Source organism: Kosakonia sp. H7A, from assembly GCF_003028445.1.
Classification (GTDB): Bacteria; Pseudomonadota; Gammaproteobacteria; order Enterobacterales; family Enterobacteriaceae; genus Kosakonia; species Kosakonia radicincitans.
Map to the genome: position 1 here is coordinate 653,059 of NZ_PYTZ01000001.1, position 26,014 is coordinate 679,072.

General features: G+C 55.1%; 25 protein-coding genes. 4 read left to right on the forward strand and 21 right to left on the reverse strand.

Annotated features, from left to right (window positions below; all coding sequences use genetic code 11):
• Positions 1 to 4 precede the first annotated feature (4 nt).
• The 12 genes from holB to yceD all read right to left on the reverse strand — a co-directional run bounded on the left by holB (position 5) and on the right by yceD (position 9,841).
• The gene (holB, locus tag CWM66_RS02990) at positions 5 to 1,009 is read right to left on the reverse strand and encodes a DNA polymerase III subunit delta' (RefSeq protein WP_107146229.1); all 1,005 of its coding nucleotides are present in this window, start codon (positions 1,007 to 1,009) and stop codon (positions 5 to 7) included.
• Entirely contained in the window at positions 1,006 to 1,647 is a 642-nt protein-coding gene (gene tmk, locus CWM66_RS02995) for a dTMP kinase (RefSeq protein ID WP_007374502.1), read from the reverse strand. Before tmk ends, holB begins: the two co-directional genes overlap by 4 nt.
• Positions 1,637 to 2,659, reverse strand: a complete 1,023-nt coding sequence (gene yceG, locus CWM66_RS03000) for a cell division protein YceG (RefSeq protein WP_035886186.1) — start codon at positions 2,657 to 2,659, stop codon at positions 1,637 to 1,639. Before yceG ends, tmk begins: the two co-directional genes overlap by 11 nt.
• Positions 2,656 to 3,471, reverse strand: a complete 816-nt coding sequence (pabC, locus tag CWM66_RS03005; RefSeq protein WP_007374500.1) for an aminodeoxychorismate lyase — start codon at positions 3,469 to 3,471, stop codon at positions 2,656 to 2,658. Before pabC ends, yceG begins: the two co-directional genes overlap by 4 nt.
• A gap of 114 nt (positions 3,472 to 3,585) precedes the next feature.
• Complete coding sequence (gene fabF / locus CWM66_RS03010; protein ID WP_035886414.1) at positions 3,586 to 4,827, reverse strand: beta-ketoacyl-ACP synthase II; 1,242 nt, start codon at positions 4,825 to 4,827, stop codon at positions 3,586 to 3,588.
• Between the two features lie 90 nt (positions 4,828 to 4,917).
• Positions 4,918 to 5,154 carry an acyl carrier protein gene (gene acpP, locus CWM66_RS03015; protein ID WP_000103754.1) on the reverse strand — a complete coding sequence of 79 codons (237 nt, stop codon included), beginning with the start codon at positions 5,152 to 5,154 and terminating at the stop codon, positions 4,918 to 4,920.
• A 154-nt stretch (positions 5,155 to 5,308) separates the two neighbouring features.
• Positions 5,309 to 6,043 carry a 3-oxoacyl-ACP reductase FabG gene (gene fabG / locus CWM66_RS03020; protein ID WP_007374498.1) on the reverse strand — a complete coding sequence of 245 codons (735 nt, stop codon included), beginning with the start codon at positions 6,041 to 6,043 and terminating at the stop codon, positions 5,309 to 5,311.
• A gap of 12 nt (positions 6,044 to 6,055) precedes the next feature.
• Positions 6,056 to 6,985: an ACP S-malonyltransferase gene (gene fabD, locus CWM66_RS03025; protein WP_071920629.1), complete on the reverse strand. Its 930-nt coding sequence runs from the start codon at positions 6,983 to 6,985 to the stop codon at positions 6,056 to 6,058.
• Between the two features lie 16 nt (positions 6,986 to 7,001).
• Entirely contained in the window at positions 7,002 to 7,955 is a 954-nt protein-coding gene (locus CWM66_RS03030; protein ID WP_007374496.1) for a beta-ketoacyl-ACP synthase III, read from the reverse strand.
• Positions 7,956 to 7,961: 6 nt separating this feature from the next.
• Complete coding sequence (gene plsX, locus CWM66_RS03035; RefSeq protein WP_072440991.1) at positions 7,962 to 9,050, reverse strand: phosphate acyltransferase PlsX; 1,089 nt, start codon at positions 9,048 to 9,050, stop codon at positions 7,962 to 7,964.
• Between the two features lie 79 nt (positions 9,051 to 9,129).
• A complete protein-coding gene (rpmF, locus tag CWM66_RS03040; protein WP_007374494.1) occupies positions 9,130 to 9,303 on the reverse strand; it encodes a 50S ribosomal protein L32 in 174 nt (57 codons plus the stop codon).
• Between the two features lie 16 nt (positions 9,304 to 9,319).
• Positions 9,320 to 9,841: a 23S rRNA accumulation protein YceD gene (gene yceD / locus CWM66_RS03045; protein ID WP_007374493.1), complete on the reverse strand. Its 522-nt coding sequence runs from the start codon at positions 9,839 to 9,841 to the stop codon at positions 9,320 to 9,322.
• A gap of 141 nt (positions 9,842 to 9,982) precedes the next feature.
• Here yceD and CWM66_RS03050 point away from each other — a divergent pair, with 141 nt between their 5' ends.
• Complete coding sequence (locus CWM66_RS03050) at positions 9,983 to 10,567, forward strand: nucleoside triphosphate pyrophosphatase (RefSeq protein WP_007374492.1); 585 nt, start codon at positions 9,983 to 9,985, stop codon at positions 10,565 to 10,567.
• Between the two features lie 103 nt (positions 10,568 to 10,670).
• Complete coding sequence (locus CWM66_RS03055; protein WP_007374491.1) at positions 10,671 to 11,804, forward strand: dienelactone hydrolase family protein; 1,134 nt, start codon at positions 10,671 to 10,673, stop codon at positions 11,802 to 11,804.
• A 36-nt stretch (positions 11,805 to 11,840) separates the two neighbouring features.
• On the opposite strand, the gene rluC is transcribed toward CWM66_RS03055, so the two are convergent.
• Positions 11,841 to 12,794, reverse strand: coding sequence for a 23S rRNA pseudouridine(955/2504/2580) synthase RluC (gene rluC, locus CWM66_RS03060; protein ID WP_035886193.1), 954 nt, complete (start codon positions 12,792 to 12,794; stop codon positions 11,841 to 11,843).
• 572 nt (positions 12,795 to 13,366) lie between these two features.
• Between rluC and rne the strand changes: the two genes are divergently transcribed.
• Entirely contained in the window at positions 13,367 to 16,516 is a 3,150-nt protein-coding gene (gene rne, locus CWM66_RS03070) for a ribonuclease E (protein WP_107146230.1), read from the forward strand.
• Between the two features lie 39 nt (positions 16,517 to 16,555).
• On the opposite strand, the gene CWM66_RS03075 is transcribed toward rne, so the two are convergent.
• Positions 16,556 to 17,494: a LysR family transcriptional regulator gene (locus CWM66_RS03075; RefSeq protein WP_035886195.1), complete on the reverse strand. Its 939-nt coding sequence runs from the start codon at positions 17,492 to 17,494 to the stop codon at positions 16,556 to 16,558.
• Positions 17,495 to 17,631: 137 nt separating this feature from the next.
• On the opposite strand from CWM66_RS03075, the gene CWM66_RS03080 reads away from it, so the two are divergent.
• Positions 17,632 to 18,843 (forward strand): MFS transporter, encoded by a 1,212-nt coding sequence (locus tag CWM66_RS03080; protein WP_072440994.1) that lies wholly within the window; start codon positions 17,632 to 17,634, stop codon positions 18,841 to 18,843.
• Between the two features lie 81 nt (positions 18,844 to 18,924).
• Here CWM66_RS03080 and flgL read toward each other — a convergent pair whose 3' ends face one another.
• The 7 genes from flgL to CWM66_RS03115 all read right to left on the reverse strand — a co-directional run bounded on the left by flgL (position 18,925) and on the right by CWM66_RS03115 (position 26,008).
• Positions 18,925 to 19,893, reverse strand: coding sequence for a flagellar hook-associated protein FlgL (gene flgL, locus CWM66_RS03085; RefSeq protein WP_007374484.1), 969 nt, complete (start codon positions 19,891 to 19,893; stop codon positions 18,925 to 18,927).
• A gap of 14 nt (positions 19,894 to 19,907) precedes the next feature.
• The gene (gene flgK, locus CWM66_RS03090) at positions 19,908 to 21,557 is read right to left on the reverse strand and encodes a flagellar hook-associated protein FlgK (RefSeq protein WP_007374483.1); all 1,650 of its coding nucleotides are present in this window, start codon (positions 21,555 to 21,557) and stop codon (positions 19,908 to 19,910) included.
• 75 nt (positions 21,558 to 21,632) lie between these two features.
• Positions 21,633 to 22,592: a flagellar assembly peptidoglycan hydrolase FlgJ gene (gene flgJ / locus CWM66_RS03095; protein ID WP_107146231.1), complete on the reverse strand. Its 960-nt coding sequence runs from the start codon at positions 22,590 to 22,592 to the stop codon at positions 21,633 to 21,635.
• Positions 22,592 to 23,686 (reverse strand): flagellar basal body P-ring protein FlgI, encoded by a 1,095-nt coding sequence (locus tag CWM66_RS03100; RefSeq protein WP_007374481.1) that lies wholly within the window; start codon positions 23,684 to 23,686, stop codon positions 22,592 to 22,594. The genes flgJ and CWM66_RS03100 overlap by 1 nt, the downstream gene beginning before the upstream one ends.
• A 12-nt stretch (positions 23,687 to 23,698) precedes the next feature.
• On the reverse strand, positions 23,699 to 24,397 hold the full coding sequence (locus CWM66_RS03105; protein ID WP_007374480.1) for a flagellar basal body L-ring protein FlgH: 699 nt from the start codon (positions 24,395 to 24,397) through the stop codon (positions 23,699 to 23,701).
• 57 nt (positions 24,398 to 24,454) lie between these two features.
• Entirely contained in the window at positions 24,455 to 25,237 is a 783-nt protein-coding gene (gene flgG, locus CWM66_RS03110; protein ID WP_007374479.1) for a flagellar basal-body rod protein FlgG, read from the reverse strand.
• A 15-nt stretch (positions 25,238 to 25,252) separates the two neighbouring features.
• Entirely contained in the window at positions 25,253 to 26,008 is a 756-nt protein-coding gene (locus CWM66_RS03115; protein ID WP_007374478.1) for a flagellar basal body rod protein FlgF, read from the reverse strand.
• Positions 26,009 to 26,014 lie beyond the last annotated feature (6 nt).

Consider the following 26,014-nt stretch of genomic DNA (forward strand, 5'->3'; position numbering starts at 1 on the left):
TCTCTTAAAGGTGGGATACCGGAAGCGTAGCGCCTGGTTGCAGGTACCGTTCCAGTGTTAATAAAAGATCGGTGAGCAGCAGTTCGCGGTTCACTCCCACGACATTCAGCAACTGCTCACGGCAAGTAAATACAGCATGCAGCAGAGCATGCAATGTCTCACCGCGTAACTGACGGGCAAGGTTGTGTACCAGGTCTGGCACATCAACGTTGGTCAGCAATGTCGCCCCCTGCTGGGCTTTCAGAGCATCGAGGAACAGCGCACAGACCCATTGCAAGCGCTCCGCCACCCGATCGTGGTTAAGCGCCGCCAGCATGGCGAACCAGTCACCGCTATTTAGCGCGTTTTCAATCGCCAGGCAGAGTGCCTGACGCTGCGCCCAGTGCTCTTCCTGCAACAGCGTCTCAGCCGCGCCTGGCGACCCGGCGCACAGACGCAGCGCGCTGAGGATAGCATCTTGTGACACCGTCACTTCCCGACTAAGCCATGCGCTGGCATAACTTTCCGCCGGTGGCGCAAGGTGATGCAAGCGGCAGCGGCTGCGCAGCGTAGCCAGTAACCGAGCGGGCTCGCGGCAGGCAAGAAAGAACCACGTCTGGGCTGGTGGCTCCTCCAGCGTTTTCAGTAATGCATTGGCGGCAGCATCGGTTAATAACGCGGCGTCCTGAATCCAGACCACCTTCGCCCCGCCAAGACGAGCATGCTCGTAGAGTTTTTCACTCACTTCACGCACCGCATCAATGCCCAACGTGGTTTTGCCTTTTTCCGGCGCCAGTGCGTAGTAATCCGGATGGGTTCCGGCCTGCATCAACTGACAGCCGCGACAGTGGCCGCAGCTTTTGTGTCCTTCCGGTGTTTGGCACAGCAGAAAACGGCTGAGCGCATAGATCAGCGCGTCTTCCCCCATACCTGGCAGCGAGTGAACAAGTAACGCGTGGTGCCCACGTCCGCTTTGATAACTGGCGACCAGTTGTTCAAAGTCCGGTCGCAGCCACGGATACCATTTCATGCGCCCTGCTCCTGCACCCATGCGGTAACTGTCTGACGGATAGCGCGCACAACATCATCCAGCGGTTGCGTGGCATCCACCGTGCGAATAGAAGCATCCTGCGCGGCCAGCTCAAGGTAACGTGCACGGGTGCGATTGAAGAAATCCAGCGACTCCTGCTCAATACGATCCAGCTCGCCGCGCGCGCGGGCGCGTTTCAGGCCCACTTCAGGGGTGACATCAAGGTACAGAGTTAAATCCGGGCGAAAATCGCCCAGCACGGCATCGCGCAACGTCGCCAGCATGCCTTGATCAATGCCACGACCGCCGCCCTGGTAGGCCTGAGTAGAAAGATCGTGCCGATCGCCAATGACCCAGCAACCGCGTGCCAGCGCCGGTTTGATCACCGTTTCCACCAGTTGAACACGAGCGGCATAAAACATCAGGACTTCGGCTTTATCAGAAATCACTTCGTCACCAACAGAGCGGATATCCAGCACCAGACTGCGCAGCTTCTCCGCCAGCAGCGTACCGCCCGGCTCGCGCGTAAATATCATCTCGCTGACGCCCAGTTCTTTCAGCGTTTCGACGACGACATCGCGTGCCGTCGTTTTACCGGCGCCTTCCAGCCCTTCAATAACGATGTATTTACTGCTCATTTTTTTCCTTAAGCACTTTCAGATAGTCCTGCACTGACCGGTTATGGCTGGCGAGGTTGGTATTAAATGTGTGTCCACCCTTCCCGTCGGCCACAAAATAGAGGTATGGCGTCTTCGCCGGATGCGCTGCCGCTTTCAGCGAGGCTTCACCTGGCGTGGCAATCGGTCCTGGCGGCAAGCCGCTAATCACATAGGTGTTGTAATCCGTCGGAGCCTCCAGGTCGGCGCGCGACAGCTTACCATTATAACGCGCGCCCATCCCGTAGATCACCGTCGGATCGGTTTGCAGGCGCATTCCGACGCGTAAGCGGTTAATAAAGACCGAGGCAACCTGATCGCGTTCGCTGGCCACAGCCGTCTCTTTTTCAATGATGGACGCCATTGTTACCAACTGGTTCTGATCCTTGTACGGCAGGCCGTCCATGCGCCCTTCCCAGACCTGTTCAACGGCTCGCGCCATCTTTTGGTGCGCGCGCTTGAGTAGCGCAACATCCGTCGTATTTGCGGTATACATCCAGGTATCCGGCCAGAACCAGCCTTCCACCCAGTTTGCATGCTCCAGCTTCAGCGCCTGCGCGACAGTGGCATAATCATCATCCTTCAGCGTGTGCTTCAGATATGGCGCATCACGTAACTGCTTCAGATAATCACTCAGACGCATTCCTTCCACCAGACGCAGCGGAAATTGCGCCTCTTTGCCGCTGGCCAATAATTGCAGCATTTCGCGCACGGTCATGCCCGCCGTAAAACGGTAGGTCCCCGCTTTGAAGTGCGACAAATCAGGCTCCAGACGTAACAACCACTGGAAAACACGCGGGCGATTGATGACTTTTTCCTGGTACAGCAATTCACCCAGCGCCACCCGGCCGGTTCCGGCTGGCAGGGTAAAAATGATTTCATCTTTGGTAAGGATCGTGGAATCCGCCAGTTGACGAACCTTCCAGACTCCGGCTCCTGCTGCAATCACTAATACCGTCAGCAGCAGGAGAACAACGCGTAACATTTTCTTCATGACTGATTTATCTGCTCACACAGTGGGGCTAAAAATTGGTACAAATCACGCGCTGACCAACGCAGTTCTCCCCATTGGCGAACGGGGACGACCGGCATCAACGCGTTACAAATAACCACTTCCTCGGCCTGCGCCAGCGCTTGCTGGCGGGCATTCACTTCGACAACACGAAAACCGGAAGATGCTAGATGTCGCATACAATATTGTCGCATGATGCCATCCACTCCGGCATAGTCGAGGCGTGGCGTGAAAACCTCCTGCCCTTGCCGCCAGAAAATATTAGCCGCGCAACATTCGGTGATCCAGCCGTCGCTGTCCAGCACCAGCGCTTCATCAGCATCGGTCTGCTCCAGTCCGGCGCGGATTAACACCTGTTCCAGACGGTTAAGATGTTTGATTCCCGCGAGCATCGGATTACGCCCGAGGCATACATCGCTCAACGTCAACGTAACGCCTTCCCGCTGCCATCGCGCGTAGTGTGCGGGCCGGGCTGAAACAGAAAGAATACGCGTCGGTGAATCGCAGTTCGCTGCACTGTAGCCACGACCTCCGCCACCACGGCTGAGGATCACTTTAACCACACCGTCAGCTTTTCCTTGTGCCAGCGATGCCATCTCCTGCACCAGTAGATCCCAGTCATGAAAAGGAATAAATAGCCGTTCACATGCCAGACGCAAGCGCTGTATATGCGCAGGCGCAAACTGGATTTGCCCGGCAAGGATACGCGCGGTAGTAAAGCAGCCGTCACCAAACTGTATGGCCCGGTCACTGGCTGCAAGCTGTCGTTGCTCTGTGCCATTAATCAAGAACATAGAGGCTCCTTAAGCGTGTGGCCGGACAGTTTGGCAGGATGGAAAGCAGAGAACAAGGGGAGAAAGCTGAATAGAAAAGGCCCGACAAGCGGGCCTTTAAAACAGCGAAGGCGATCAGACTTTTTTGAAGATCAGCGAGCCGTTGGTACCACCAAAGCCGAAGGAGTTACACAGGGTATACTCCATACCGCTGACCTGGCGCGCTTCGTGCGGTACGAAGTCCAGATCGCAACCTTCATCCGGGTTATCCAGGTTGATGGTTGGCGGTACAGCTTGATCGCGCAGCGCAAGAATGGAGTAGATGGACTCTACTGCACCGGCCGCGCCTAACAGGTGCCCGGTCATGGATTTGGTTGAACTCACCATGACGCTACGCGCGGCATCGCCAAACACCGCTTTCACCGCCTGAGCTTCAGCAATATCGCCTGCTGGCGTAGAGGTACCGTGTGCGTTGACGTAGCCAATCTGGCCTGGTTCAATGCCCGCATCACGCAGCGCATTCACCATTGCTTTGGCCGCGCCAGCGCCGTTTTCCGGCGGTGACGTCATATGATAAGCATCGCTGCTCATACCGAAGCCGACGATTTCAGCGTAGATTTTCGCACCGCGTTTTTTTGCGTGCTCATACTCTTCCAGCATGATGATGCCAGCGCCGTCGCCGAGGACAAAACCGTCACGCTCTTTATCCCACGGACGGCTTGCAGCCTGAGGATTATCGTTGCGGGTAGACAGCGCACGCGCTGCACCAAAGCCACCTACGCCCAGCGGGGTGCTGGCTTTTTCTGCACCACCAGCCAGCATCGCATCGGCATCGCCATAAGCAATAATACGCGCAGCATGGCCGATGTTGTGCACGCCTGAAGTACAGGCCGTTGCAATGGAGATGCTTGGGCCTTGCAGGCCAAACATGATAGTCAGGTGACCTGCCACCATGTTAACAATTGTAGACGGTACGAAGAACGGACTGATTTTACGCGGACCGCCCTTAACGAGGGAGCTGTGGTTCTCTTCAATCAAGCCCAGACCGCCGATACCAGAACCGATCGCGGCACCAACACGAGAAGCATTTTCTTCCGTGATAACCAGGCCGGAGTCGTGCATGGCCTGAACGCCAGCCACAATTCCATATTGAATGAAATCATCCATCTTGCGCTGTTCTTTGCGCGAGATAATGTCTTCACAGTTAAAATCCTTTACTAAGCCAGCAAATTTGGTTGCATAGGCGCTAGTATCGAAATGGTCGATCAGGCTGATGCCACTCTGACCGGCAAGAAGAGCTTTCCAGGTAGACTCTACGGTATTGCCGACAGGAGACAACATGCCAAGTCCGGTCACAACTACACGACGCTTAGACACGTTCATCCTCCAGGGAGGGATAAAAAAGAGATTCGAGGGATAACACTAGATAAAACTCAGGCGGTCGAGTGACCGCCTGGAGATGTTCACTTACGCCTGGTGACCGTTGATGTAATCAATGGCAGCCTGAACGGTGGTGATTTTCTCAGCTTCTTCGTCCGGAATCTCAGTATCAAACTCTTCTTCCAGAGCCATTACCAGCTCAACGGTGTCAAGAGAATCAGCGCCCAGGTCCTCAACGAAGGAAGCATTGTTGGTAACTTCTTCCTGCTTAACGCCCAGCTGTTCGCCGATAATTTTCTTAACGCGTTCTTCGATAGTGCTCATACTCTTAAATTTCCTATCAAAACTCGCTTTCGCGATGGTTTTCGTAGTGTATAAAATGTTGAAAAATTTGCAACTAAATCCCGGCAGTTCTTACCACGATTTTACGCTATTTTGAGGCCTTTCGCCCTCATAACGCAAATGATTTTAATCGTGGTTAGACCATATACATTCCACCGTTGACGTGCAGAGTCTCACCAGTGATGTAACCCGCCTCGTCAGAGGCTAAAAATGCAACCGCATTGGCGATTTCCTGAGCACCGCCAAGGCGACCCGCAGGAACTTGCGCCAGGATACCCGCACGCTGATCGTCAGAGAGCGCACGCGTCATGTCCGTTTCAATAAAGCCCGGAGCAACAACGTTTACCGTAATACCGCGGGACGCAACTTCACGCGCCAGCGATTTACTGAAACCGATAAGACCCGCTTTCGCCGCAGCGTAGTTGGCCTGACCAGCATTTCCCATGGTACCAACCACAGAACCGATAGTGATAATACGCCCATGACGCTTTTTCATCATAGCCCGCATTACCGCTTTTGACAGACGGAAAACAGATGAAAGGTTAGTGTCGAGAATATCGTTCCACTCATCATCTTTCATGCGCATCAGCAAGTTATCACGAGTGATCCCGGCATTATTAACCAGAATATCAACCTCGCCAAACTCAGCGCGAATGTTCTCCAGAACCGATTCAATAGATGCGGCATCGGTCACGTTCAGCAGCAGACCTTTACCCTTCGCACCTAAATAATCACTGATAGCCTGCGCGCCATTTTCGCTCGTCGCGGTACCAATAACCTTTGCGCCGCGAGCGGCTAACGTTTCAGCAATGGCACGACCAATTCCACGGCTTGCACCGGTAACCAGCGCGACTTTTCCTTCAAAACTCATGGTGTTCCTCTTTTATTGCGCGAGTGCTTCTGACATCGCAGCCGGCTCATTGATAGCCGATGCTGTCAGTGTGTCAACAATACGTTTTGTCAGACCGGTGAGAACCTTACCCGGGCCGACCTCATACAGATGCTCAACGCCCTGCGACGCCATAAACTCAACGCTTTTCGTCCACTGCACCGGGCTGTACAACTGGCGCACCAGTGCACTGCGGATGGCTTCCGGCGACGTTTCGCACTTCACATCCACATTGTTAATAACCGGGATCTGCGGCGCATTAAATGGAATAGCGTTCAGTTCAACAGCCAGTTTTTCGGCAGCCGGTTTCATCAGCGCGCAGTGAGACGGCACGCTTACAGGCAGCGGCAATGCACGTTTAGCACCAGCGGCTTTACAGGCTGCGCCGGCACGCTCAACGGCCTCTTTATGGCCTGCGATAACTACCTGCCCCGGGGAATTATAGTTCACCGGAGAAACAATCTGGCCTTCAGCCGCAGTTTCACATGCTTTTGCAATAGACTCATCATCAAGACCGATGATAGCTGACATCGCGCCGGTACCTTCCGGTACGGCTTCCTGCATGAATTTGCCGCGCAGCTCAACCAGACGTACAGCATCGGCAAAAGCAATAACACCGGCGCATACCAGCGCGGAATATTCGCCCAGGCTATGCCCTGCCATCAGTACCGGCGTTTTGCCACCCTGCTGCTGCCACACGCGCCACAGCGCGACAGATGCACTCAGGAGTGCAGGCTGAGTCTGCCATGTTTTATTAAGCTCTTCTGCCGGGCCTTGCTGCACCAGTGCCCAGAGATCATAACCCAGAGCCGCAGAGGCTTCGGCAAACGTTTCTTCAATGACCGGGTAAGCTACCGCCATATCCGCCAACATACCGACGGTCTGGGAACCCTGCCCCGGAAAAACAAAAGCAAATTGCGTCATCTTCTTATCCTTATACTTAGAAACGAACCAGCGCGGAACCCCAGGTAAACCCGCCGCCGAACGCTTCAAGCAGAATTAGCTGGCCAGGTTTGATACGCCCATCGCGTACCGCCTCATCCAGTGCGCTGGGAACAGAAGCCGCAGAGGTGTTGCCATGACGATCCAGCGTAACCACAACGTTATCCATCGCCATGCCAAGCTTTTTCGCTGTGGCGCTGATAATACGCAGGTTAGCCTGGTGCGGCACCAGCCAATCCAGCGAGCTTCGCTCAAGGTTATTAGCGGCTAATGTTTCATCAACAATTCGCGCCAGTTCCGTCACCGCGACTTTAAACACTTCGTTGCCCGCCATCGTTAAATATGTCGGGCTTTCCGGATTCACGCGGTCGAGGTTCGGCAGCGTCAGCAGCTCACCGTAGCTACCATCAGCATGCATGTGGGTTGAGATAATGCCCGGCTCTTCCGAAGCACTCAATACCACCGCACCTGCACCATCGCCGAACAGAATAATGGTACCGCGATCATTTGGATCTAATGTGCGCGCCAGCACATCAGATCCAATCACCAGCGCATGTTTTACCGCGCCGGATTTTACATATTGATCGGCGATGCTCAACGCGTAGGTAAACCCTGCGCATGCTGCGGCAACGTCGAAGGCAGGACAACCTTTGATTTCCAGCATATTCTGGATCTGGCACGCCGCGCTCGGAAAAGCGTGCGTTGCAGAGGTTGTCGCCACAATAATCAGGCCAATTTGATCGTTATCGATGCCGGCCATTTCCAGCGCGCGTTTAGCGGCTTCATAGCCCATGGTTGAGACAGTTTCGTTCGCCGAAGCAATACGACGCTCACGGATCCCTGTACGGCTGACAATCCACTCGTCAGAGGTTTCCACCATTGTTTCCAAATCGGCGTTTGTTCGAACCTGCTCAGGCAGATAACTGCCGGTACCAATAATCTTCGTATACATGTACGCTCAGTCACTCTTGGGTAATATACACACATTCCGGTTATCGTCGCCCTGGGCGGATGATGCCGAAAGCGCATACACAGATTCCAGGCGAGCGGCGATTCGCTGTGGAACCTGCCGCTGCACCGCCTGCACTGCCTGTTCAATCGCGACGGTAAAGGCTCGCTGATTCGCTGCTCCGTGACTTTTAATCACAGTGCCGCGCAATCCTAACAGACAGGCGCCATTATACTGGTCGGGGTTGAGGTGACTGAATCGCCTGCTCAGGCTTTTTTGTAACCAACGTTTTAATAAAACCAGCCACCACGACCTTTTTTGCCCTTCGCTCTGTGATTTCAGCAGCGAAAGAAACATCCTGACAACCCCCTCCATGGTTTTTAATGTGACGTTTCCCGTAAAACCATCACAAACTAACACATCCGTTTTTCCAGTCAGAAGTTCATTCGCCTCCAGATAACCAATGTAGTTCATTGAGGGAACCGATCGTAACAGAGCCGCTGCATCACGGATATTGTCATGACCTTTGGTTTCTTCTTCACCAATGTTCAGCAGCGCCACGCGAGGGTTAGCGATACCCAGGATCTCCTCGGCCATCACCGCCCCCATTACCGCAAACTGCGCCAGCATTCTACTGTCACAATCCACATTCGCGCCGAGATCCAGCACGACAGTTTTGCCCTTCTGCTGATGTGGCAGAACGGTCACCAGCGCCGGACGCTCAATCCCCTCAATCGGTTTGAGCAACATTTTCGCCAGCCCCATCAGCGCGCCGGTATTGCCTGCGCTGACGCAAGCCTGGGCACGACCTTCTTTCACCAATTCCAGCGCCATACGCATCGAGCTACCGCGACTGGTGCGGATCGCTTGCGCGGGCCGGGCATCACTGGCAATAACTGACTGTGCAGGAATGATAAGCAAGCGTGAGCGTTGCTCGAAATCAGCTTTGGCAAGTAATGGCGTGATAGCGTCGGGATCGCCGACTAAAAGAAGGTTGAGCTGTGAATTAGAGTTCAGTGCCTGCAAAGCTGCAGGCACTGTCACGGACGGGCCAAAATCGCCCCCCATGACATCTAACGCCAGGGTTAGACGTGTCAAGGTATCGTCGCAGCCTGGTTCGGTCTATCCCCGCTTTCGCGGGGAAATCCTCACTAAGCTTAATCACGCTTGCGCGTGATTACTTAGTGATAACCTTGCGACCGCGGTAGAAACCGTCGGCGGTGATGTGGTGACGCAGGTGGGTTTCACCAGAAGTTTTGTCTACAGACAGGCTGGTGACTGCGGTCAGCGCGTCATGGGAACGACGCATGCCACGTTTGGAACGGGTTGGTTTATTCTGTTGTACGGCCATGGACCTTACTCCTCAATTACTTACGCTTTAAGCTGGCTAATACGGCAAATGGGTTTGGTTTTTGCGCTTCATCAGGCAATTCGCCAAAGACCATGTCCGCTTCGGACACTTCACAGTGTTCAGAATCATGCACCGGAACTACAGGCAAGGAGAGAATAATTTCATCCTCAACCAGCGCCAGCAGATCGATTTCGCCGAATTCGTTAACCTCAATCGGTTCATACGCTTCCGGCAGTGCTTCAGCCTGCTCGTCTGAACGCACAGGACTAAAACAATACGTTGTGTAGACCTGATGGGTGAACGGTTTCCCGCAGCGCTGGCATTCGAGCGATACCGTTACCTTCGCATCGCCGGTCAGGACCGCCAGACGCTGGTTATCGATAGCGAACGACATGGAGCACTCCACATCACTGTCTACGCTGACTACAGATTCGGCGACACGCTCCGCCTGTTCGGGGGTATAGATACCCTCGTAATCGAGGCGTTTTTGAGCCGTACGAACCGGATCAAGAGTCAGGGGTAATTTTACCTTTTGCATAGGGCGCGCATATTAACTTTGTAACGTCATATAGTCAAAGAAAAAGGCAGCCTACGGTTGCCTTTTGCCAATAATTCGCACACATTGCGGCCTACAGTTTAAAATGCCTCTCATTGTTAAGCCATATTTGGTGAAAAAAATATGTCGCAAATTATTCTCGCATCGACCTCCCCATACCGCCGTGCGCTTCTGGAAAAGCTTGGCTTAGCGTTTGAATGCGCCGCGCCGCAGGCTGATGAGACCCCGTATGCAGGCGAAGCACCGCGTCATCTGGTGCTGCGTCTGGCGCAGGAAAAAGCGCAATCGCTGGCGGAAAAATATCCTCAGCATCTGATTATTGGTTCCGATCAGGTGTGCGTATTGGACGGTGAAATAACCGGCAAGCCGCATACGGAAGAAAATGCCCGCCAGCAATTGATGAAAGCCCGCGGAAATATTGTCACATTTTATACTGGCCTGGCGCTATATAACTCGGCCACCGGTCATTTGCAGACTGAATGTGAGCCTTTCGACGTCCATTTCCGTCATTTAAGCGAGCAGGAAATCGAAGACTATATCCGTAAAGAGCATCCGCTGAACTGCGCAGGTAGTTTCAAAAGCGAAGGGTTAGGCATTGCGCTGTTTGAGCGTCTTGAAGGCCGGGATCCCAACACGCTGGTCGGTTTGCCGCTGATCGCGCTGTGCCAGATGCTACGTCGTGAACAGTGTAACCCCTTGTTAAACTAATGCTTTAGCGATCACAGTTTCTTTTTTGAGCAAAAGCTACATTCACCTCCATTATTAAAACACCGTTTTAATTTAAGGAGAGGTGATGAAGATATTCAATAAAATGGCGCTGCTGTTGACGCTTTTCGGCGCCGCGAATGCCATTGCGCAGGCACCGTGGCAAACGCAGGGAGTGGTCGAAGGTAACCTCCCCGCTTCATGGCAAACGCTGAAAGCAGAGATGCATTACCCCCATTCCTGGCTCTCCGGCCACTATAAAGATTTTACTCAGTGGCAAACCCTTAGCCGCCAGCTGTTCCGCGCAGCATTGCTTACCCCGACCTCGACGAAACCTTTCGCGCCAGAAATTCTCAGCAAAGAAGATCGTGGCAGTTACACTGCAGAAAAACTGGCACTTAATATCACCGACGATAATCGTATTGCGGCGCTGCTGCTAATGCCGAAATCCCCGGGACCTCACCCCGCAGTAGTGCTGTTACACGATCACGGTTCGAAATTTGATATCGGTAAAGAGAAGCTGATCCGTCCCTGGGGCGATGCAGGAAAGCTCGCCAGCGCGCAAGCCTGGGCTGACAAATTTTTCAGCGGGAAATTTATCGGTGATGAGTTGGCCAGCCGTGGCTATGCCGTCATCGCCATTGACAGCCCGGGTTGGGGCGATCGCGGGCCAATGGTCTACGAGCAGCAGCAGGCGCTGGCCAGTAACTATTTCAACCTTGGCCGTTCTCTGGCAGGCGAAATGGCTTATGAAGATATGCGCACGGTAGACTTTATCGCCTCATATGCCGGAGTGGACAGTCAACGTGTGGGCGTACTGGGTTTCTCGATGGGCGGTTTTCGCGCCTGGCAACTGGCAGCACTGAGCGACAAAGTGGCGGCGACCGCCGTGATCTCATGGTTTGGTACGTATAACGGCCTGATGCAACCAGGCAATAATGTGCTGCGCGGCCAGTCTGCCTTTTATATGCTCCACCCGGGAATGCCTGCGCAGATGGATATTCCGGACATTGCCAGTATCGCTGCGCCTAAACCGATGCTGATATTCAGCGGCGGCCAGGACAAACTGTTCCCGCAGGAAGCGGTAAAGGAGGCCTTTGCCAAAGTGCACCGCGTCTGGAAATCGCAGCACGCCGACGACAAACTCGTCACCCGAACCTGGCCACAACTGGGGCATGTTTTTTACCGTGAACAGCAGGATGAAGTCTTTCCGTGGCTGGATAAGTGGCTGAAGCCCTGACCTGTTGCTTCCCCCTCGTACCGGAGGGGGAAACGCTTATTTGCCGCTGCGCAGCACCTGCAAACAGTGTTTTAGTTCATCATCGAGCGGCGCTTCAATACGCAATGTCTCACCGCTATTTGGATGGGTAAATTTCAGCGCTGCCGCATGCAAAAACAGACGAGACAAACCGGTTGCTGCCAGTTGCTTGTCAAATTCACGATCGCCATACCGGTCGTCAAAAGCAATCGGATGACCCGCATGCTGCGTATGTACGCGGATTTGGTGCGTACGACCGGTTACCGGGCTACAACGTACCAGCGTCGCAAACTCGTAACGTTCTTCCACTTTAAACCGGGTTTCCGACGGTTTGCCTTCGCTGTTGACGCGCACAATGCGTTCGCCACTTTGCAGAATATTTTTCAGCAACGGTGCCTGCACCGCTTTTACGTGTGACTGCCATTGCCCGCGCACCAGCGCGAGATAATCTTTCTGCATCTCTTTGCCGCGCAGTTGCTCATGTAGCGAACGCAGCGCCGAACGTTTTTTGGCCACCAGCAGAACGCCGGAAGTATCACGATCGAGACGGTGAACGAGTTCGAGGAACCGGGCTTCCGGACGCAGCGCGCGCAGACCTTCAATCACGCCAAAACTCAGGCCGCTGCCGCCGTGTACCGCTGTACCGGACGGCTTGTTGAGGACGAGAATATGATCGTCTTCATATAAAATAACGTCGCTTAACGCCGCAACTTTCTGCAAATGCGGTGAAACCGCCTCTTCTTCGCGTTCAGCAACGCGCACCGGCGGGATGCGCACTTCGTCGCCCGCTTCCAGTTTATATTCCGGTTTGATGCGTTTTTTATTCACCCGCACTTCGCCTTTACGCAGAATGCGGTAGATCATGCTTTTCGGCACACCTTTTAATTGGGTGCGTAAAAAGTTATCGATGCGTTGCCCCGCTTCGTCAGCGGAAATAGCAACAAATTTTACGGATGGTGTCTCAGTTTTCATGGGAGGCGATTCTAAATAGCCATGATGATTAGCGCCACTCATTTTTCTATGCTTATATTTACATTCGCACCTGGATACTGGCGTTAGATTCTTCTGATTCGGTGGTTATTAAACCAATCTCCGTACAGAGGTGAAAAAACTGTGAGTAACCGGGTGATAAATGGTAAAAGTCAGCTTGCTATAAGAGGGTTCGCAGGGAATAATGTTGCGGTTTTCCGTGTTGAATCTTGTTGAAACAAGCAAAATAAGCGGAATGACCAGTTTTGCCTGTCCGATCATACACGCAGCAATGGCGTAAGACGTATTGAACTTTCAGGCAGTTAGCGGGCTGCGGGTTGCAGTCCTTACCGGTAGATGGAATCTTCTCTGGAGAGTTTTTCCCAGGCTGTTCCCCTGATAATTGCGCTGTATTTTCCACAGGAAATACAGGCAACCGACACACTGCGCCTCTTAAGCGAGCGACAACCGTGAGGTTGGCGACGTGAATAGTCTCGAGGCCATCGGTTCTCCCCGGAAAGGCGTTATCTTGCCCGCAGCTTAGTCGTCAATGTAAGAATAATGAGTAAGTTACGATGAAAAGAATGTTAATCAACGCAACTCAGCAAGAAGAGTTGCGTGTCGCCCTTGTGGATGGGCAGCGCCTGTACGATCTGGATATCGAAAGTCCGGGGCACGAACAGAAAAAAGCGAACATCTATAAAGGTAAAATCACCCGCATTGAGCCGAGTCTTGAAGCCGCCTTCGTTGATTACGGTGCTGAACGACACGGTTTTCTCCCCCTCAAAGAAATCGCGCGCGAATATTTCCCCGCCAATTACAACGCTCATGGCCGTCCTAATATCAAAGATGTGCTGCGTGAAGGCCAGGAAGTCATCGTCCAGATTGATAAAGAAGAGCGTGGCAATAAAGGCGCTGCGCTGACCACGTTTATTAGCCTTGCGGGCAGTTATCTGGTGTTAATGCCGAATAACCCGCGCGCTGGCGGCATCTCTCGCCGCATTGAAGGCGACGATCGTACTGAATTAAAGGAAGCCCTCTCCAGCCTCGAATTGCCGGATGGCATGGGGCTGATTGTACGCACAGCCGGTGTGGGTAAATCCGCCGAAGCGCTGCAATGGGATCTGAGTTTCCGCCTGAAACACTGGGAAGCTATCCAGAAAGCCGCTGAAAGCCGTCCAGCGCCGTTCCTGATCCATCAGGAAAGTAACGTCATCGTTCGTGCTTTCCGTGACTACCTGCGCCAGGACATTGGCGAAATCCTCATCGACAACCCGAAAGTGCTTGAGCTGGCCCGCCAGCATATCTCCGCACTGGGTCGTCCGGATTTCAGCAGCAAAATCAAACTGTACACCGGTGAAATCCCGCTGTTCAGCCACTACCAGATTGAGTCGCAGATTGAATCTGCCTTCCAGCGTGAAGTGCGTCTGCCGTCCGGCGGCTCCATTGTTATCGATTCCACGGAAGCACTGACGGCTATCGATATCAACTCCGCACGCGCAACCCGCGGTGGCGATATCGAAGAAACCGCCTTCAACACCAACCTGGAAGCAGCCGATGAGATCGCCCGCCAACTGCGCCTGCGCGATCTCGGCGGTCTGATTGTCATTGACTTTATCGATATGACGCCGGTTCGCCATCAGCGCGCTGTTGAGAACCGTCTGCGCGAAGCCGTACGTCAGGACCGCGCCCGTATTCAGATCAGCCATATTTCCCGCTTTGGCCTGCTGGAGATGTCTCGTCAGCGCCTGAGCCCATCGCTGGGCGAATCCAGCCACCACGTCTGCCCACGCTGTAGCGGCACCGGTACCATTCGTGATAACGAATCGCTGTCGCTGTCGATTCTGCGCCTGATCGAAGAAGAAGCGCTGAAAGAGAACACCCAGGAAGTGCACGCGATTGTGCCGGTCCAGGTCGCCTCTTATCTGCTGAACGAAAAACGTGCTGCGGTCAGCGCTATCGAAGCCCGCCAGGGCGGCGTACGCTGCGTGATCGTGCCGAACGACCAGATGGAAACGCCGCACTACTCCGTACTGCGTGTGCGTAAAGGCGAAGAGACGCCGACCCTGAGCTACCTGCTGCCGAAGCTACACGAAGAAGCAATGGCGCTGCCGTCGGAAGAAGAGTATGCCGAGCGTAAACTGCCTGAGCAGCCTGCGCTGGCGACGTTCGTCATGCCAGATGTTCCGCCTGTGCCGCAAGCGCCTGCCGCCGCTGCTGCACCAGTTGCCAAAGCCGAACCTGCCGCTGTACAACCCACCACTCCGGGGCTGTTCAGTCGTTTCTTCTCGGCACTGAAAGGTCTGTTTGCGGGTGAAGAAACCCCGGCAGCCGTCGAAGCCCAGGAAGAGAAAAAGCCAGCGAAACAAGATCGCCAACAGGATCGTCGCAAACCGCGCCAGAACAATCGTCGCGATCGTAGCGAACGCCGTGATGGCCGCGCTGAAGGTAGCGAGGCGCGCGAAGGTCGTGAGAATCGTGAAAACCGCGAAAGTCGTGAAGAGAACCGCCGTAATCGCCGCGAGAAATCGCAGCAGAACGTGGAAACTCGCGAAGCGCGTCAGCCAGTAGCGGTCGAAGAGACGGAAAAAACTAAACAGCGCGATGAGCAGCAACCGTCGCGCCGTGAACGCAACCGTCGCCGTAACGATGACAAACGTCAGGCACAGCAGGATGTTAAAGAACTGAACCGTGCCGATGCCGATCAGCCTGAGCAGGAAACTGAACAGGAAGAGCGCGTACAGGTGATGCCGCGTCGTAAGCAGCGTCAACTGAGCCAGAAAGTACGTTTTGAAGATGCGCAGTCCACGGATACTACCGAAGAGACGATGGCTCAGAGTACTGAAGTGGCGAAAGTCGATCTCCCGGCCGTTGTGGAAACCAGCCAGGATCAGGATGAGAATGCGGAAGCGCGCGAAAATGCGATGCCTCGCCGCTCTCGTCGTTCTCCGCGTCATCTGCGCGTCAGCGGCCAGCGCCGTCGTCGCTACCGTGACGAGCGTTATCCGTTGCAGTCAGCCATGCCGTTAACCGTCGCATGTGCTTCACCTGAAATGGCTTCCGGTAAGGTATGGATCCGCTACCCGGTTCCGCGCGCTCAGGAAGAGCAGGCGAAAGAGATCGCGGCAAAAGAGAACGTTGCCGTTGAGCAGGAAGTTGCACCGATGGTGGATGAAGCCGCGCTGGTAAGCGCTGTAGAAACCGAAGTGGTTGAGCAGCAACCCGCAGCAGAAGCAGAAGTTGTCGCGCCAGCCGCTGAAACGGAAGTGACAGAACCTGTCGTTGTTGAGCCGCAGCAGACTGTCGCTGAGCCAGAAACCGTTGAGGTAGAAACCAGTCATCCGGAGGTTATTGCCGCGCCGGTTGATGAGCAACCGCAACTGATTGCCGAAGAAGATCGTGTCGTCGCCGAAGAGGTTGCGGAAGAAGCCGCGCCAGCGCAGGAAGCCCCGGCTCCCATCGTCGAAACCGCTCCGGTCGTTAGCGAAGAATCACAGGCCCCGGTTGCAGAACCGGTTAAAGAAACTGTGGTGCCCGCCGTCGCCCGTAAAGTAGCCACTGCGCCGATGACCAAAGCGCCTGCACCGGATTATGTACCGGAAGCGCCGCGTCACAGCGACTGGGTACGTCCTGACTTCAATTTCGAAGGCAAAGGCTCCGCGGGCGGTCACAGCGCCACCCACGCCGCCACCGCACCGGCAACGAAGCCGCCATCTGTTGGCTAATCGCCAGACAGCCAAAAGCCGACCTCAGGGTCGGCTTTTTTATGCCTGCCGCGCAGGCTGGCGCATGCCTCCCAGCCCCGGCATCACTTCACGCATCAATTGCAAAAATTTTCGCAATCGCGCCGGATAGTACCGCGCCCACGGATACACCAGATGTACCGGCAGCGCCGCCGCCTGCCATTCCGGCAACAAAGCAACCAGTTTTCCGCTGCGTATCTCCTCTTCCACCGCCCAGCTGGAGATAACCGCCAGACCAAGACCACTGATCGCCGTATTCCGCGCAGCGTACAGGCTGTCGGTAAACAGTCTTGGCGAGATCGGCACCTGTTCCGCATCGCCGGTTTGCTGATGCGTCAGATGAATTTCATGCTGATAGAAAGTGTTCAACGCAATCCACGGCAAGGCTGAGAGTTGCTGTGGGGTCTCAATTGCCGGAAAACGCGCCAGCAAGGCCGGAGAAGCCACCAGGCTGCGGGGGACTTCTGCCAGCAGCACCGACACCGTTGCCGGGTCCACTTCCGCGCCGACGCGAATAGCACAATCGATGTTCACGCTAAGAAAATCGACCGTTTTATCGTTCAGCATCCACTCGACAGAAAGCTGCGGGTGTCGCTCGAGAAATTCGGTGAGCGGCCCAAGCAACTGCTCCTGACCAAAAGCATGTGGCGCGCGCACGCGCAGGATACCGACCGGTTCATCGTCAGACTGGCTCAGCTCATCCTCCAGGGCTACCCAGGCATCCGCTACCCGTTTTGCATGTTGATAACAGCGTTCACCATCATCGGTCAGCTTCATCGCATGGGTGGTGCGCAGCAACAACTTCACGCCAAGCAGGGTTTCCAGTGACTGCAAACGGCGGCTGACCGTCGCCTGCGTCGTTCCCAACTGGCGCGCAGCTGCCGACAGCGAGCCCGCTTCCACGATACGGATAAACGTCCGCATCAAATCCACTCTGTCTATACGCTCCTGGCGCTTCATATTTATTTTGCCTATACGTTTCACGTATAACCGTTTTACCACTCCGCAGGCTACCGCGCCACAGCGTATTAGAGAAGAATGTCCTCACTGCGTAGCACGCCTACGAACTCATAAAAACCATACCGGGGAAACACTGTATGAACCGTCATTCTCTTTCGACAGATGTTGTTGGCTGGGTCATTTTAGCGCTGGCGCTGGGCGCCGGATTTAGCGTGGCATCTATCTACTATTCGCAGCCGTTGCTGCCGCTGATGGGTAGCGATCTGCACCTGACCGTTAACGGCATGGGGCTGGTACCGACGCTGACTCAGGCCGGTTATGCGCTGGGTATTTTGTTTTTACTACCGCTGGGCGATCGCCATGATCGTCGCCGCCTCATCCTGATAAAAAGCGTGGCACTGGCGATTCTGCTGCTGGCCTGTAGCCTGACCAGCAACCTGCCCTCTCTATTGCTCGTCAGCCTGATGCTGGGGATGGCGGCGACAATGGCGCAGGATATTGTCCCGGCGGCGGCCATTCTGGCACCAGCGGGCAAACAGGGGAAAATGGTCGGCACGGTGATGACCGGCTTACTGCTGGGCATTCTGCTCTCTCGTACTGTTAGCGGCTTTGTCGGTGCAGCATTTGGCTGGCGGGTAATGTATCAACTTGCTGCCGTCAGTATTGCCCTGATTGGCGTGCTGATGTGGTCCGTGCTGCCGCGTTTTGCCACCCACTCTACGCTGAGCTATCCGGCACTGATGAAATCGATGGCGCACCTGTGGCAACGTTATCCGGCACTGCGCCGTGCGGCTTTCGCCCAGGGTTTCTTGTCCATCGCTTTTAGCGCCTTCTGGTCTACGCTTGCGGTAATGCTGCTGGAAAAATATCAGTTGGGTAGTGCCGTTGCCGGTACATTCGGTATTGCAGGTGCCGCCGGTGCGCTGGCCGCACCGCTGGCTGGTGGTCTGGCAGATAAAGTCGGCGCTGAAAAAGTGACGCAGCTGGGCGCCGGGCTGGTGACGCTCTCTTTTGCCCTGATGTTTTTACTGCCGGCACTGCCGCCACACGCTCAGCTTATCCTGATTGCGCTCTCTGCGGTCGGCTTCGATCTCGGTCTGCAATCCAGCCTCGTGGCGCACCAGAACTTGGTGTACGGTCTGGAGCCGCAAGCGCGTGGCCGCCTGAATGCGCTACTGTTTACAGGTGTGTTTATCGGTATGGCGGTGGGTTCTGCACTGGGCAGTAAACTCTATTCCGTTGCCTCATGGCAGGGTGTGGTGGTGCTGGCGACGCTCTCTGGCTTTATCGCGCTGGTCATTCGCCTGGTTGATGCCCGTCGCATCCAGCAAGCAGCGCAGAAAGCATAAGGCAAAAAAAAGGCCCGCTCCGGTAACAGAGCGGGCATACGGAACATGCCCCAGTTTCAAGACATGCTCAAAATGAAACGATTACGAGTTAATCTGGAACAACGACATTCCCTGCATATCGGAGAATGCTTTGTAAGAAGCCTGCAATGCAGCCTGTTGCATGGTGTAGGACGAAATCACCGAGTTCCAGTCCACATCCACCAGATCGCTTTTCTGCTGTGTCAGACCCAGCGCACGGTCATCACCCAACGAATCAAGGCTGTCCAGCTCATTCAACTGCGTGCCCAACTCCGCGCGTACCGTCAGCACGTTGTTCAGGGAGTTCGTCAAGCCACGACTGGTTTTATCAACCGCGGCCTGTGCGGTCGCTTTGGCCGTCTCATCGCCGGAAACCGGCGTATTCAGCGCAGCGATGGCCGTATCCAGCATTTTAAACAGATCCGTTTCCGAAGTTCCCGGCGCACCGGTTGCCGGATCCGTCGGTTCAGGCGTGGCGTTACTGGTGATACGGTTAAAAATTTCATCCCCCGTATGGGCAATCACCATGGTGCGGGAAGCGTCAACCTGCTGGGTGATATTCTGCGTACCGCCGCTGTATGTACCGGTAGAGTCATACGGCGCAGTTTCAGTTTTATAGCCGCCAAAAATATAACGCCCGTTACCGTCAGTGCTGTTCGCCAGGTTCAACAACTGATCGCGATAGCCTTGCAGTTTGCTGGCCAGCGATGCGCGGTCATCGTCGCTGAGCGAGCCGCTACCGGCCTCAACGATAGTGGACTGCGCGCCCTGAATAGCGGTCGTTACCTGCTGCAACACGCTCTCTTCCAGCGACACTTTTTGTTCGGCGAAAGTACGCGCTGTCGCATACTGGGTGTTCTGCGACTGCGCCTGAGAGATCACTACCGCCTGCGAAGCGGCAATCGGATCGTCAGACGGACGGTTCACACGCTGCCCGGTAGACATTTGCTCACCGTAGGCCAGCCATTTACTCTGCGCATTGGTAACGCCGCGCATGTTTTGTTCATACATCATTTGCGTGCTGATACGCATCATTCACCCCTTACTTAGCGAATTTCCAGCAACGCATTAAACAGCGTGCTTGCGGTCTGCAGAACCTGGGCGTTAGCCAGATAATATTGCTGATAACGTTGCAGGTTGCCGTACTCTTCATCGAGGTTAACCCCGGAGATAGACTGCTGCTGGTTGCTGAGCTGTGTCACCACGTTGGTCTGCGTCGTGCTGCTGGTTTTCAGCGTGGATGTTTTGTTACCCACATCGCTGACCAGCGTGGCATACGCATCGTTAAAGGTTTTGTTGCCGCCGACTTTGGTCGCTTTTTGCAGATCCAGCATCGCCTGGCCGTTACGGTTATCGCTCGCACCGTCAGTAGCGGTTTGCGCCATAGCGATCTTCGACTCATCCGTCACTGCCACACTCATGTTGACGACAGCATTGCTCACCGGTTTAACCGTAAAGCTATCGTTGGCGACCGGCCCGGTCGTGCCGCCGACGGTAATTTTCAGACCGTCAAAGTTCAGCGTACCGTCAGTCGCATCCGGCGTAACCGTAAACGAGGTATTGTTGGACAGGCGGGTAACATTCCAGTTTGTGCCGTCATAAACCACTTTGTAATCGGTCGCCTGTACCGCAGAGCTGTCACTCACGGTTGCCGTCAACGTGGCATCACCGGTATTTTTCGAGTTGTTCAGCGTTGCCGGGGAACCAATGGTAAAGAAATCAGTCCCCTGATCGCCGTTCGCGTCATAACCTTGCGTGTGCTGCTGGTTAAATGAATCGGCAAATGACAGCGCCAGTTGACCCAGCGTGTTACGCGTCTGATCCAAATCCTGTGAACGGAATGCCAGCAGGCCGCCCAGAGAGCCGGTGGTGATCAGTTTTTCCGGAATTTCGATATTGCCAGCGGTGTTATCAACATACGCGACGGTTGTACGTGACGGATCGGCGCTCGAAGAAACCGCCGCCAGCTGGCGAGAAGTACTGCCCTGCACCAGCGTATAGCCGTTCGCCATCGTCAGGTTGTAAGTATTACCATCCTGCACGCTGACTTCCACACCCACGATCTTATTCAGTTCGCTGACCAGTTGGTCGCGCTGATCGAGCAAGTCATTCGGCGACGCGCCAGCACCCACGCCAGTCAGGCGAGAGATCTGGTCGTTCAGCGAGGCAATCTGCTTGGTGTAGTTGTTAATCTGGTCAACGCTTGACGAGATAGACAGGTTAATCTGTTTGTCCTGGTCGCGCAGATACTGGTCAGCCACTTTGAACTGGTTAACCATGCTGTCAGCTTTACCCAACAGTGCCTGACGTGACGCTGGATCTTCCGCGTTACTGACCAGCGTTTGCAAACTGGAGAAGAAATCCTGCATGCTGGTCGCCAGCGAATTGGTGGTGCTTGACAACACATCGTCGATTTTCGACATCTGCTCATAACGCGTCGTCAGCCCGCTGCTCTGGTTTTGCGCCGCGCGCAACTGGTTGGTGATAAAGGCATCATACTCACGCTGAACGCCAACTACGTTAACACCATTACCAACATAGCCGCCTGCGCCCAGCGTACTTTTCGCCGCTGAAAGCACTGTCGTCTGACGAGTGTAGCCCGCCACGTTATAACTGGAAATGTTATTACTGGCAGTATTAAGCGCGGCCTGGGCTGCGCTGAGCCCACTCATGGCGCTATTAATCAAACTGGACATGGAGGTTCCTTATATACATTCAGTCATGAGTCCTGTTGACGATTATCGGCAACCCAGGGCGAAACTTGAGACCTTTCAGAACAGATTTTGGATGTCGGTGCTATACGCTTTGCTGACTTTTTCACCCATCGATTTCAACTGCTGAATCATGGATGTCAGTTTGCGAGCATAGTTAGGATCGGTCGCATAACCGGCATTTTGCAGCGCCTGCGCGCCCTGCTCTGGCGTTGCGGCAGTGGTGACCGCCGCATAGCGTTTATTGCGCGTCAGCATACCGACATAGTCGGAGAGCGCTTCAAGGTACGAACTGTAAACGCGGAATTTGGCTTTCACTTTCACCGCTTCACCGTTTTCATATTCGGTGGTGGTAATTTCCGTGGTCGGCCCCTTCCAGCCTGGCGTAGCTTTTACGCCAAAAATGTTAAAGCTCGGCTCGCCGTTTTCACGCGGGATCTGCCGCTGGCCCCAGCCAGATTCCAGCGCCGCCTGCGCCAGGATCAGGTGATGCGGAACCCCACTCTGTTCACTCGCCAGACGGGCAGGAAGCGACAATTGCGCCAGGAAATCTTTGCTGTCGCCGGAAAGCGGTTCATCGCTGCCATCCGGCGCTTTTGGCATCGCTTTACGCACCAGTTGCGTCAGCGCCTGGTTCTGATAGGTGGTGACGGTTTCCAGCGGGAACTTCATCGGCACCTGCTGAGCTGCCTGTTCCACAGGCTCAGCGGAACCCTGCTGAGCGGCCATCTGTTTGACCATCATATCCGCCAGCCCCAGACCTTTACCGGCCGTCATCTGCTGCGCGATTTGTTGGTCATACATGCTGGTGTACAGCCGCGTTGAGTCACTGCTGAAAATACCGTCTTTCGGTAATGTTTCACGCATGCTTTTCAGCATCATCTGCACAAACATACCCTCTACCTGACGCGCAACGGGGCGCAAATTGGCCTGCGGATCCTGTCGGGTCTCGGTTTTCAGTTCGTTCAGTGATTGCGCGTCCCAGGCCGCGCTCGACAACAACCGGCTGTCCGTCAACATTAGATGATCTCCAGTTTCGCGCGCAGGCAGCCTGCACTTTGCATAGCCTGCAGGATGGACATCAGTTCCATCGGCGAAGCCCCCAGCGCGTTAAGTGCGCGCACGACGCTGTTCAGGTTGGCGCTGGAGCGGACGCTTTGCAGCGAGCCGCCGCTCTGGCGCAAATCGATCTGCGTTTGCGGTGTCACTACCGTCTGACCGCCGCCAAATGGTGTATTCGGCTGGCTGACATTAGCCTGCTGGTTGACCGTGACAGAGAGGTTCCCCTGCGCGACGGCACAGTTATCCAGCGACACTTCACGGTTCATCACCACCGAGCCGGTACGCGAGTTGATGATCACTTTCGCATCCTGCTGAGTCGTGCCGACTTCAAGGTTCTGAATATCGGCCAGCAGACGGACCTGCGAACTGCCGCCAGTAGAAACGCGGACCTGCACAGTGCGGGCGTCAAGCGCCGTTGCACTCCCGTAACCACGGCTGCGGTTAATGGTGTCGGCAATCTGCTGCGCCATAGAGAAATCTTCCTGGTTCAGTTGCAGGTTGATGGTATTCCCTGAGCCGAACTGCGTCGGTAACTCACGCTCAATCACCGCGCCGTTAGTAATACGACCGCCGTTAAGCTGGTTCACCTGAACACTGCTGCCGCCTGCCGACGCACCTGCGCCGCCAACCAGAATATTCCCCTGCGCCAGCGCGTACACCTGGCTGTCGACCCCTTTCAGCGGAGTCATCAGCAGCGTGCCGCCGCGCAGACTTTTAGCGTTACCCATTGAGGAGACAACCACATCGATGGTTTGCCCCTGGCGGGCAAATGCCGGGAACTGCGCCGTGACCATAACGGCCGCGACGTTTTTCAACTGCATGTTGGTACCGGTCGGCACCGTAATCCCCATCTGCGACAGCATGTTATTCAGTGTCTGCGTGGTAAAGGGGGTCTGCGTGGTCTGGTCACCGGTGCCATCAAGGCCAACGACCAGGCCATAGCCGATCAGGGAGTTTTCTCGCACGCCCTGTACGCTGGTGAGGTCCCGGATGCGGTCGGCCTGGGCAACAGATGCCACCAGTACCAACGCCATTGCCAGATATCTAAACATAATTCACCCCGGTTACATCGGCGATAAGTTGAGGAAGAAACGTTGCAGCCAGCCCATATTCTGCGCTTCGTTGATGTAGCCATTGCCCACATATTCGATACGCGCATCCGCCACCTGCGTGGACGGAACCGTGTTGCTGCCGCTGACGGCGCGTGGGTTTACGACACCGGAAAAGCGGATGAACTCCGTGCCCTGGTTAATGGCGATCTGTTTTTCACCCACTACATGTAAATTGCCGTTGATCAGCACTTGATCGACCGTAACGGTCAGCGTGCCGCTAAATGTGTTACTGGCGTTTGCGCCGCCTTTGCCGTCAAAGGTATTACTGCCGGAAGAACTCAGATCGGCACGAGCATTGCCGAACAGCCCTTCGAGATAACGCGGCGTGGTATCCATGCCAAAACTGGATTTGCTATCGCGGCTGGCATTCGCTGACGAGCTCTTGCTCGCGCTCACGTTCTCTTGCAGTACGATAGTCAGCGTGTCGCCGACGTTACGCGGACGACGGTCTTCAAACAGCGGCTGATAGCCATAATTGATTGGCTGCGCAGTTTGGTAAATAGAACCATTCACCATTGGCACCGGCCCCGGAATGGGCTGGGCGGTGGTTGCCCCCTGCACTAACGGTGTAGACGGAACCCAGGCACATCCAGTCAGGGTTAATGCCACTAAAGCCATAATCGGGTAGCTGCGCACGGCGTATTTTTGCATTGCATTCATCTTCGAAATCAGGGTTCCGGCGCGGCACTTACCGCGCCGGAAAACGCCTTAGAGTTGCGTCAGTTTCTGCAGCATCTGATCGGTGGTCGATACTGCCTTACTATTAATTTCGTAAGCGCGCTGAACCTGGATCATATTCACCAGCTCTTCCGCCACGTTTACGTTTGAGGTTTCCACATACCCCTGATACAGCAAACCCGCACCGTTCAACCCAGGCGTAGTGGCGTTCGGCGCGCCGGAGGCCTGCGTTTCGGTGTAGAGGTTTTCACCGATGCTTTCCAGACCGGTGTCATTCATAAAGGTGGTCAGGTTTAACTGGCCAACCTGAACTGGCGCAGCTGTCCCCTGCTGAGTCACACTCACCACACCATCGCTGGCAATGGTGATGCTCAGGGCGTTTGCCGGAATAGTGATAGCCGGCTGAACCTGATAACCGCCAGCCGTCACCAGTTGCCCGTTCTGATCAACCTGGAAGGAACCGTCGCGGGTGTAAGCGGAAGTCCCATCCGGCAGAGAGACTTCAAAGAAGCCCTGCCCTTTGATCGCCACATCTTTACTGTTGTTGGTCTGAGACAAGTTGCCCTGGCTATGCAGACGTTCAGTGGCTACCGGACGCACGCCGGTACCAATCTGCAAGCCGGAAGGCAGCGTAGTCTGCGCGGAAGACTGCGCACCAGGCTGACGAATCGTCTGGTACAGCAAATCTTCAAATACCGCACGCTGACGCTTAAAACCATTGGTACTGACGTTCGCCAGGTTGTTGGCGATGACATCCATATTGGTTTGTTGGGCGTCAAGGCCGGTTTTTGCGATCCATAATGAACTGATCATATGTAGTCCTGTTTATTAGCCCATTGACAGCAACTGGTTGGCACGTTGCGCGTTATCATCGACGCTGGAGATCACCTTCATCTGCATCTCGAAACGACGCGCGCTGGCAATCATGTCGGTCATGGCCGCCACCGGTTTAACGTTACTGCCTTCCAGCACGCCGGACATGACGCGTACGCTCGGATCGTCCTGTAACGTCGCGCCACGCGTCGCTTGTGCGGCCTGGGTCAGACGAAAAATGCCGTCATCGCCGCGCTGCACTTCTTGCGGGTCTGCTTTCACCAGTTTCAGTTTGCCAACCGGCGCAACGGTATTGGCCGGATCGCCCGGGTTCAGCGAGGAGATCGTACCGTCAGCCGCAATCGTTATTTGCGAGCCTTCAGGCACGGTCAACGGCCCGGCATCGCCCATCACCGGATGCCCCTGGATCGTCAACTGGCCGGTCGAGCTCACCTGGATGTTACCGTTGCGGGTATATCCTTCAGTACCGTTCGCCGTCTGTACTGCCAGCCAGCCGTCCTGCTGCAACGCCACGTCCAGCGGACGCGAGGTGTAATCCAGTTGGCCTGGCGTCATATCGGCACCAGGTGTTGACGCGACTACCAGCGTACGGGTAGGCAGCGAAAGCCCTTCTACCGGCACCGCACGCAGCGCATTAAGCTGCGCGCGGAAACCCGGAGTGGACGCATTCGCGAGGTTGCTGGCCGTGACAGCCTGCTGATTCAGCGTCTGGCTGGCAGCGCCCATCGCGGTATATATTGCGTGATCCATTAAGCC

Excerpts from the sequence above, each read along its gene's own strand:
- holB (WP_107146229.1), bottom strand. The coding sequence starts at position 1,009 with ATGAAATGGTATCCGTGGCTGCGACCGGACTTTGAACAACTGGTCGCC.
- tmk (WP_007374502.1), bottom strand. The coding sequence starts at position 1,647 with ATGAGCAGTAAATACATCGTTATTGAAGGGCTGGAAGGCGCCGGTAAA.
- yceG (WP_035886186.1), bottom strand. The coding sequence starts at position 2,659 with ATGAAGAAAATGTTACGCGTTGTTCTCCTGCTGCTGACGGTATTAGTG.
- pabC (WP_007374500.1), bottom strand. The coding sequence starts at position 3,471 with ATGTTCTTGATTAATGGCACAGAGCAACGACAGCTTGCAGCCAGTGAC.
- acpP (WP_000103754.1), bottom strand. The coding sequence starts at position 5,154 with ATGAGCACTATCGAAGAACGCGTTAAGAAAATTATCGGCGAACAGCTG.
- fabG (WP_007374498.1), bottom strand. The coding sequence starts at position 6,043 with ATGAGTTTTGAAGGAAAAGTCGCGCTGGTTACCGGTGCAAGCCGTGGA.
- fabD (WP_071920629.1), bottom strand. The coding sequence starts at position 6,985 with ATGACGCAATTTGCTTTTGTTTTTCCGGGGCAGGGTTCCCAGACCGTC.
- CWM66_RS03030 (WP_007374496.1), bottom strand. The coding sequence starts at position 7,955 with ATGTATACGAAGATTATTGGTACCGGCAGTTATCTGCCTGAGCAGGTT.
- rpmF (WP_007374494.1), bottom strand. The coding sequence starts at position 9,303 with ATGGCCGTACAACAGAATAAACCAACCCGTTCCAAACGTGGCATGCGT.
- yceD (WP_007374493.1), bottom strand. The coding sequence starts at position 9,841 with ATGCAAAAGGTAAAATTACCCCTGACTCTTGATCCGGTTCGTACGGCT.
- CWM66_RS03050 (WP_007374492.1), top strand. The coding sequence starts at position 9,983 with ATGTCGCAAATTATTCTCGCATCGACCTCCCCATACCGCCGTGCGCTT.
- CWM66_RS03055 (WP_007374491.1), top strand. The coding sequence starts at position 10,671 with ATGGCGCTGCTGTTGACGCTTTTCGGCGCCGCGAATGCCATTGCGCAG.
- rluC (WP_035886193.1), bottom strand. The coding sequence starts at position 12,794 with ATGAAAACTGAGACACCATCCGTAAAATTTGTTGCTATTTCCGCTGAC.
- rne (WP_107146230.1), top strand. The coding sequence starts at position 13,367 with ATGAAAAGAATGTTAATCAACGCAACTCAGCAAGAAGAGTTGCGTGTC.
- CWM66_RS03075 (WP_035886195.1), bottom strand. The coding sequence starts at position 17,494 with ATGAAGCGCCAGGAGCGTATAGACAGAGTGGATTTGATGCGGACGTTT.
- CWM66_RS03080 (WP_072440994.1), top strand. The coding sequence starts at position 17,632 with ATGAACCGTCATTCTCTTTCGACAGATGTTGTTGGCTGGGTCATTTTA.
- flgL (WP_007374484.1), bottom strand. The coding sequence starts at position 19,893 with ATGCGTATCAGCACGCAAATGATGTATGAACAAAACATGCGCGGCGTT.
- flgK (WP_007374483.1), bottom strand. The coding sequence starts at position 21,557 with ATGTCCAGTTTGATTAATAGCGCCATGAGTGGGCTCAGCGCAGCCCAG.
- flgJ (WP_107146231.1), bottom strand. The coding sequence starts at position 22,592 with ATGTTGACGGACAGCCGGTTGTTGTCGAGCGCGGCCTGGGACGCGCAA.
- CWM66_RS03100 (WP_007374481.1), bottom strand. The coding sequence starts at position 23,686 with ATGTTTAGATATCTGGCAATGGCGTTGGTACTGGTGGCATCTGTTGCC.
- CWM66_RS03105 (WP_007374480.1), bottom strand. The coding sequence starts at position 24,397 with ATGCAAAAATACGCCGTGCGCAGCTACCCGATTATGGCTTTAGTGGCA.
- flgG (WP_007374479.1), bottom strand. The coding sequence starts at position 25,237 with ATGATCAGTTCATTATGGATCGCAAAAACCGGCCTTGACGCCCAACAA.
- CWM66_RS03115 (WP_007374478.1), bottom strand. The coding sequence starts at position 26,008 with ATGGATCACGCAATATATACCGCGATGGGCGCTGCCAGCCAGACGCTG.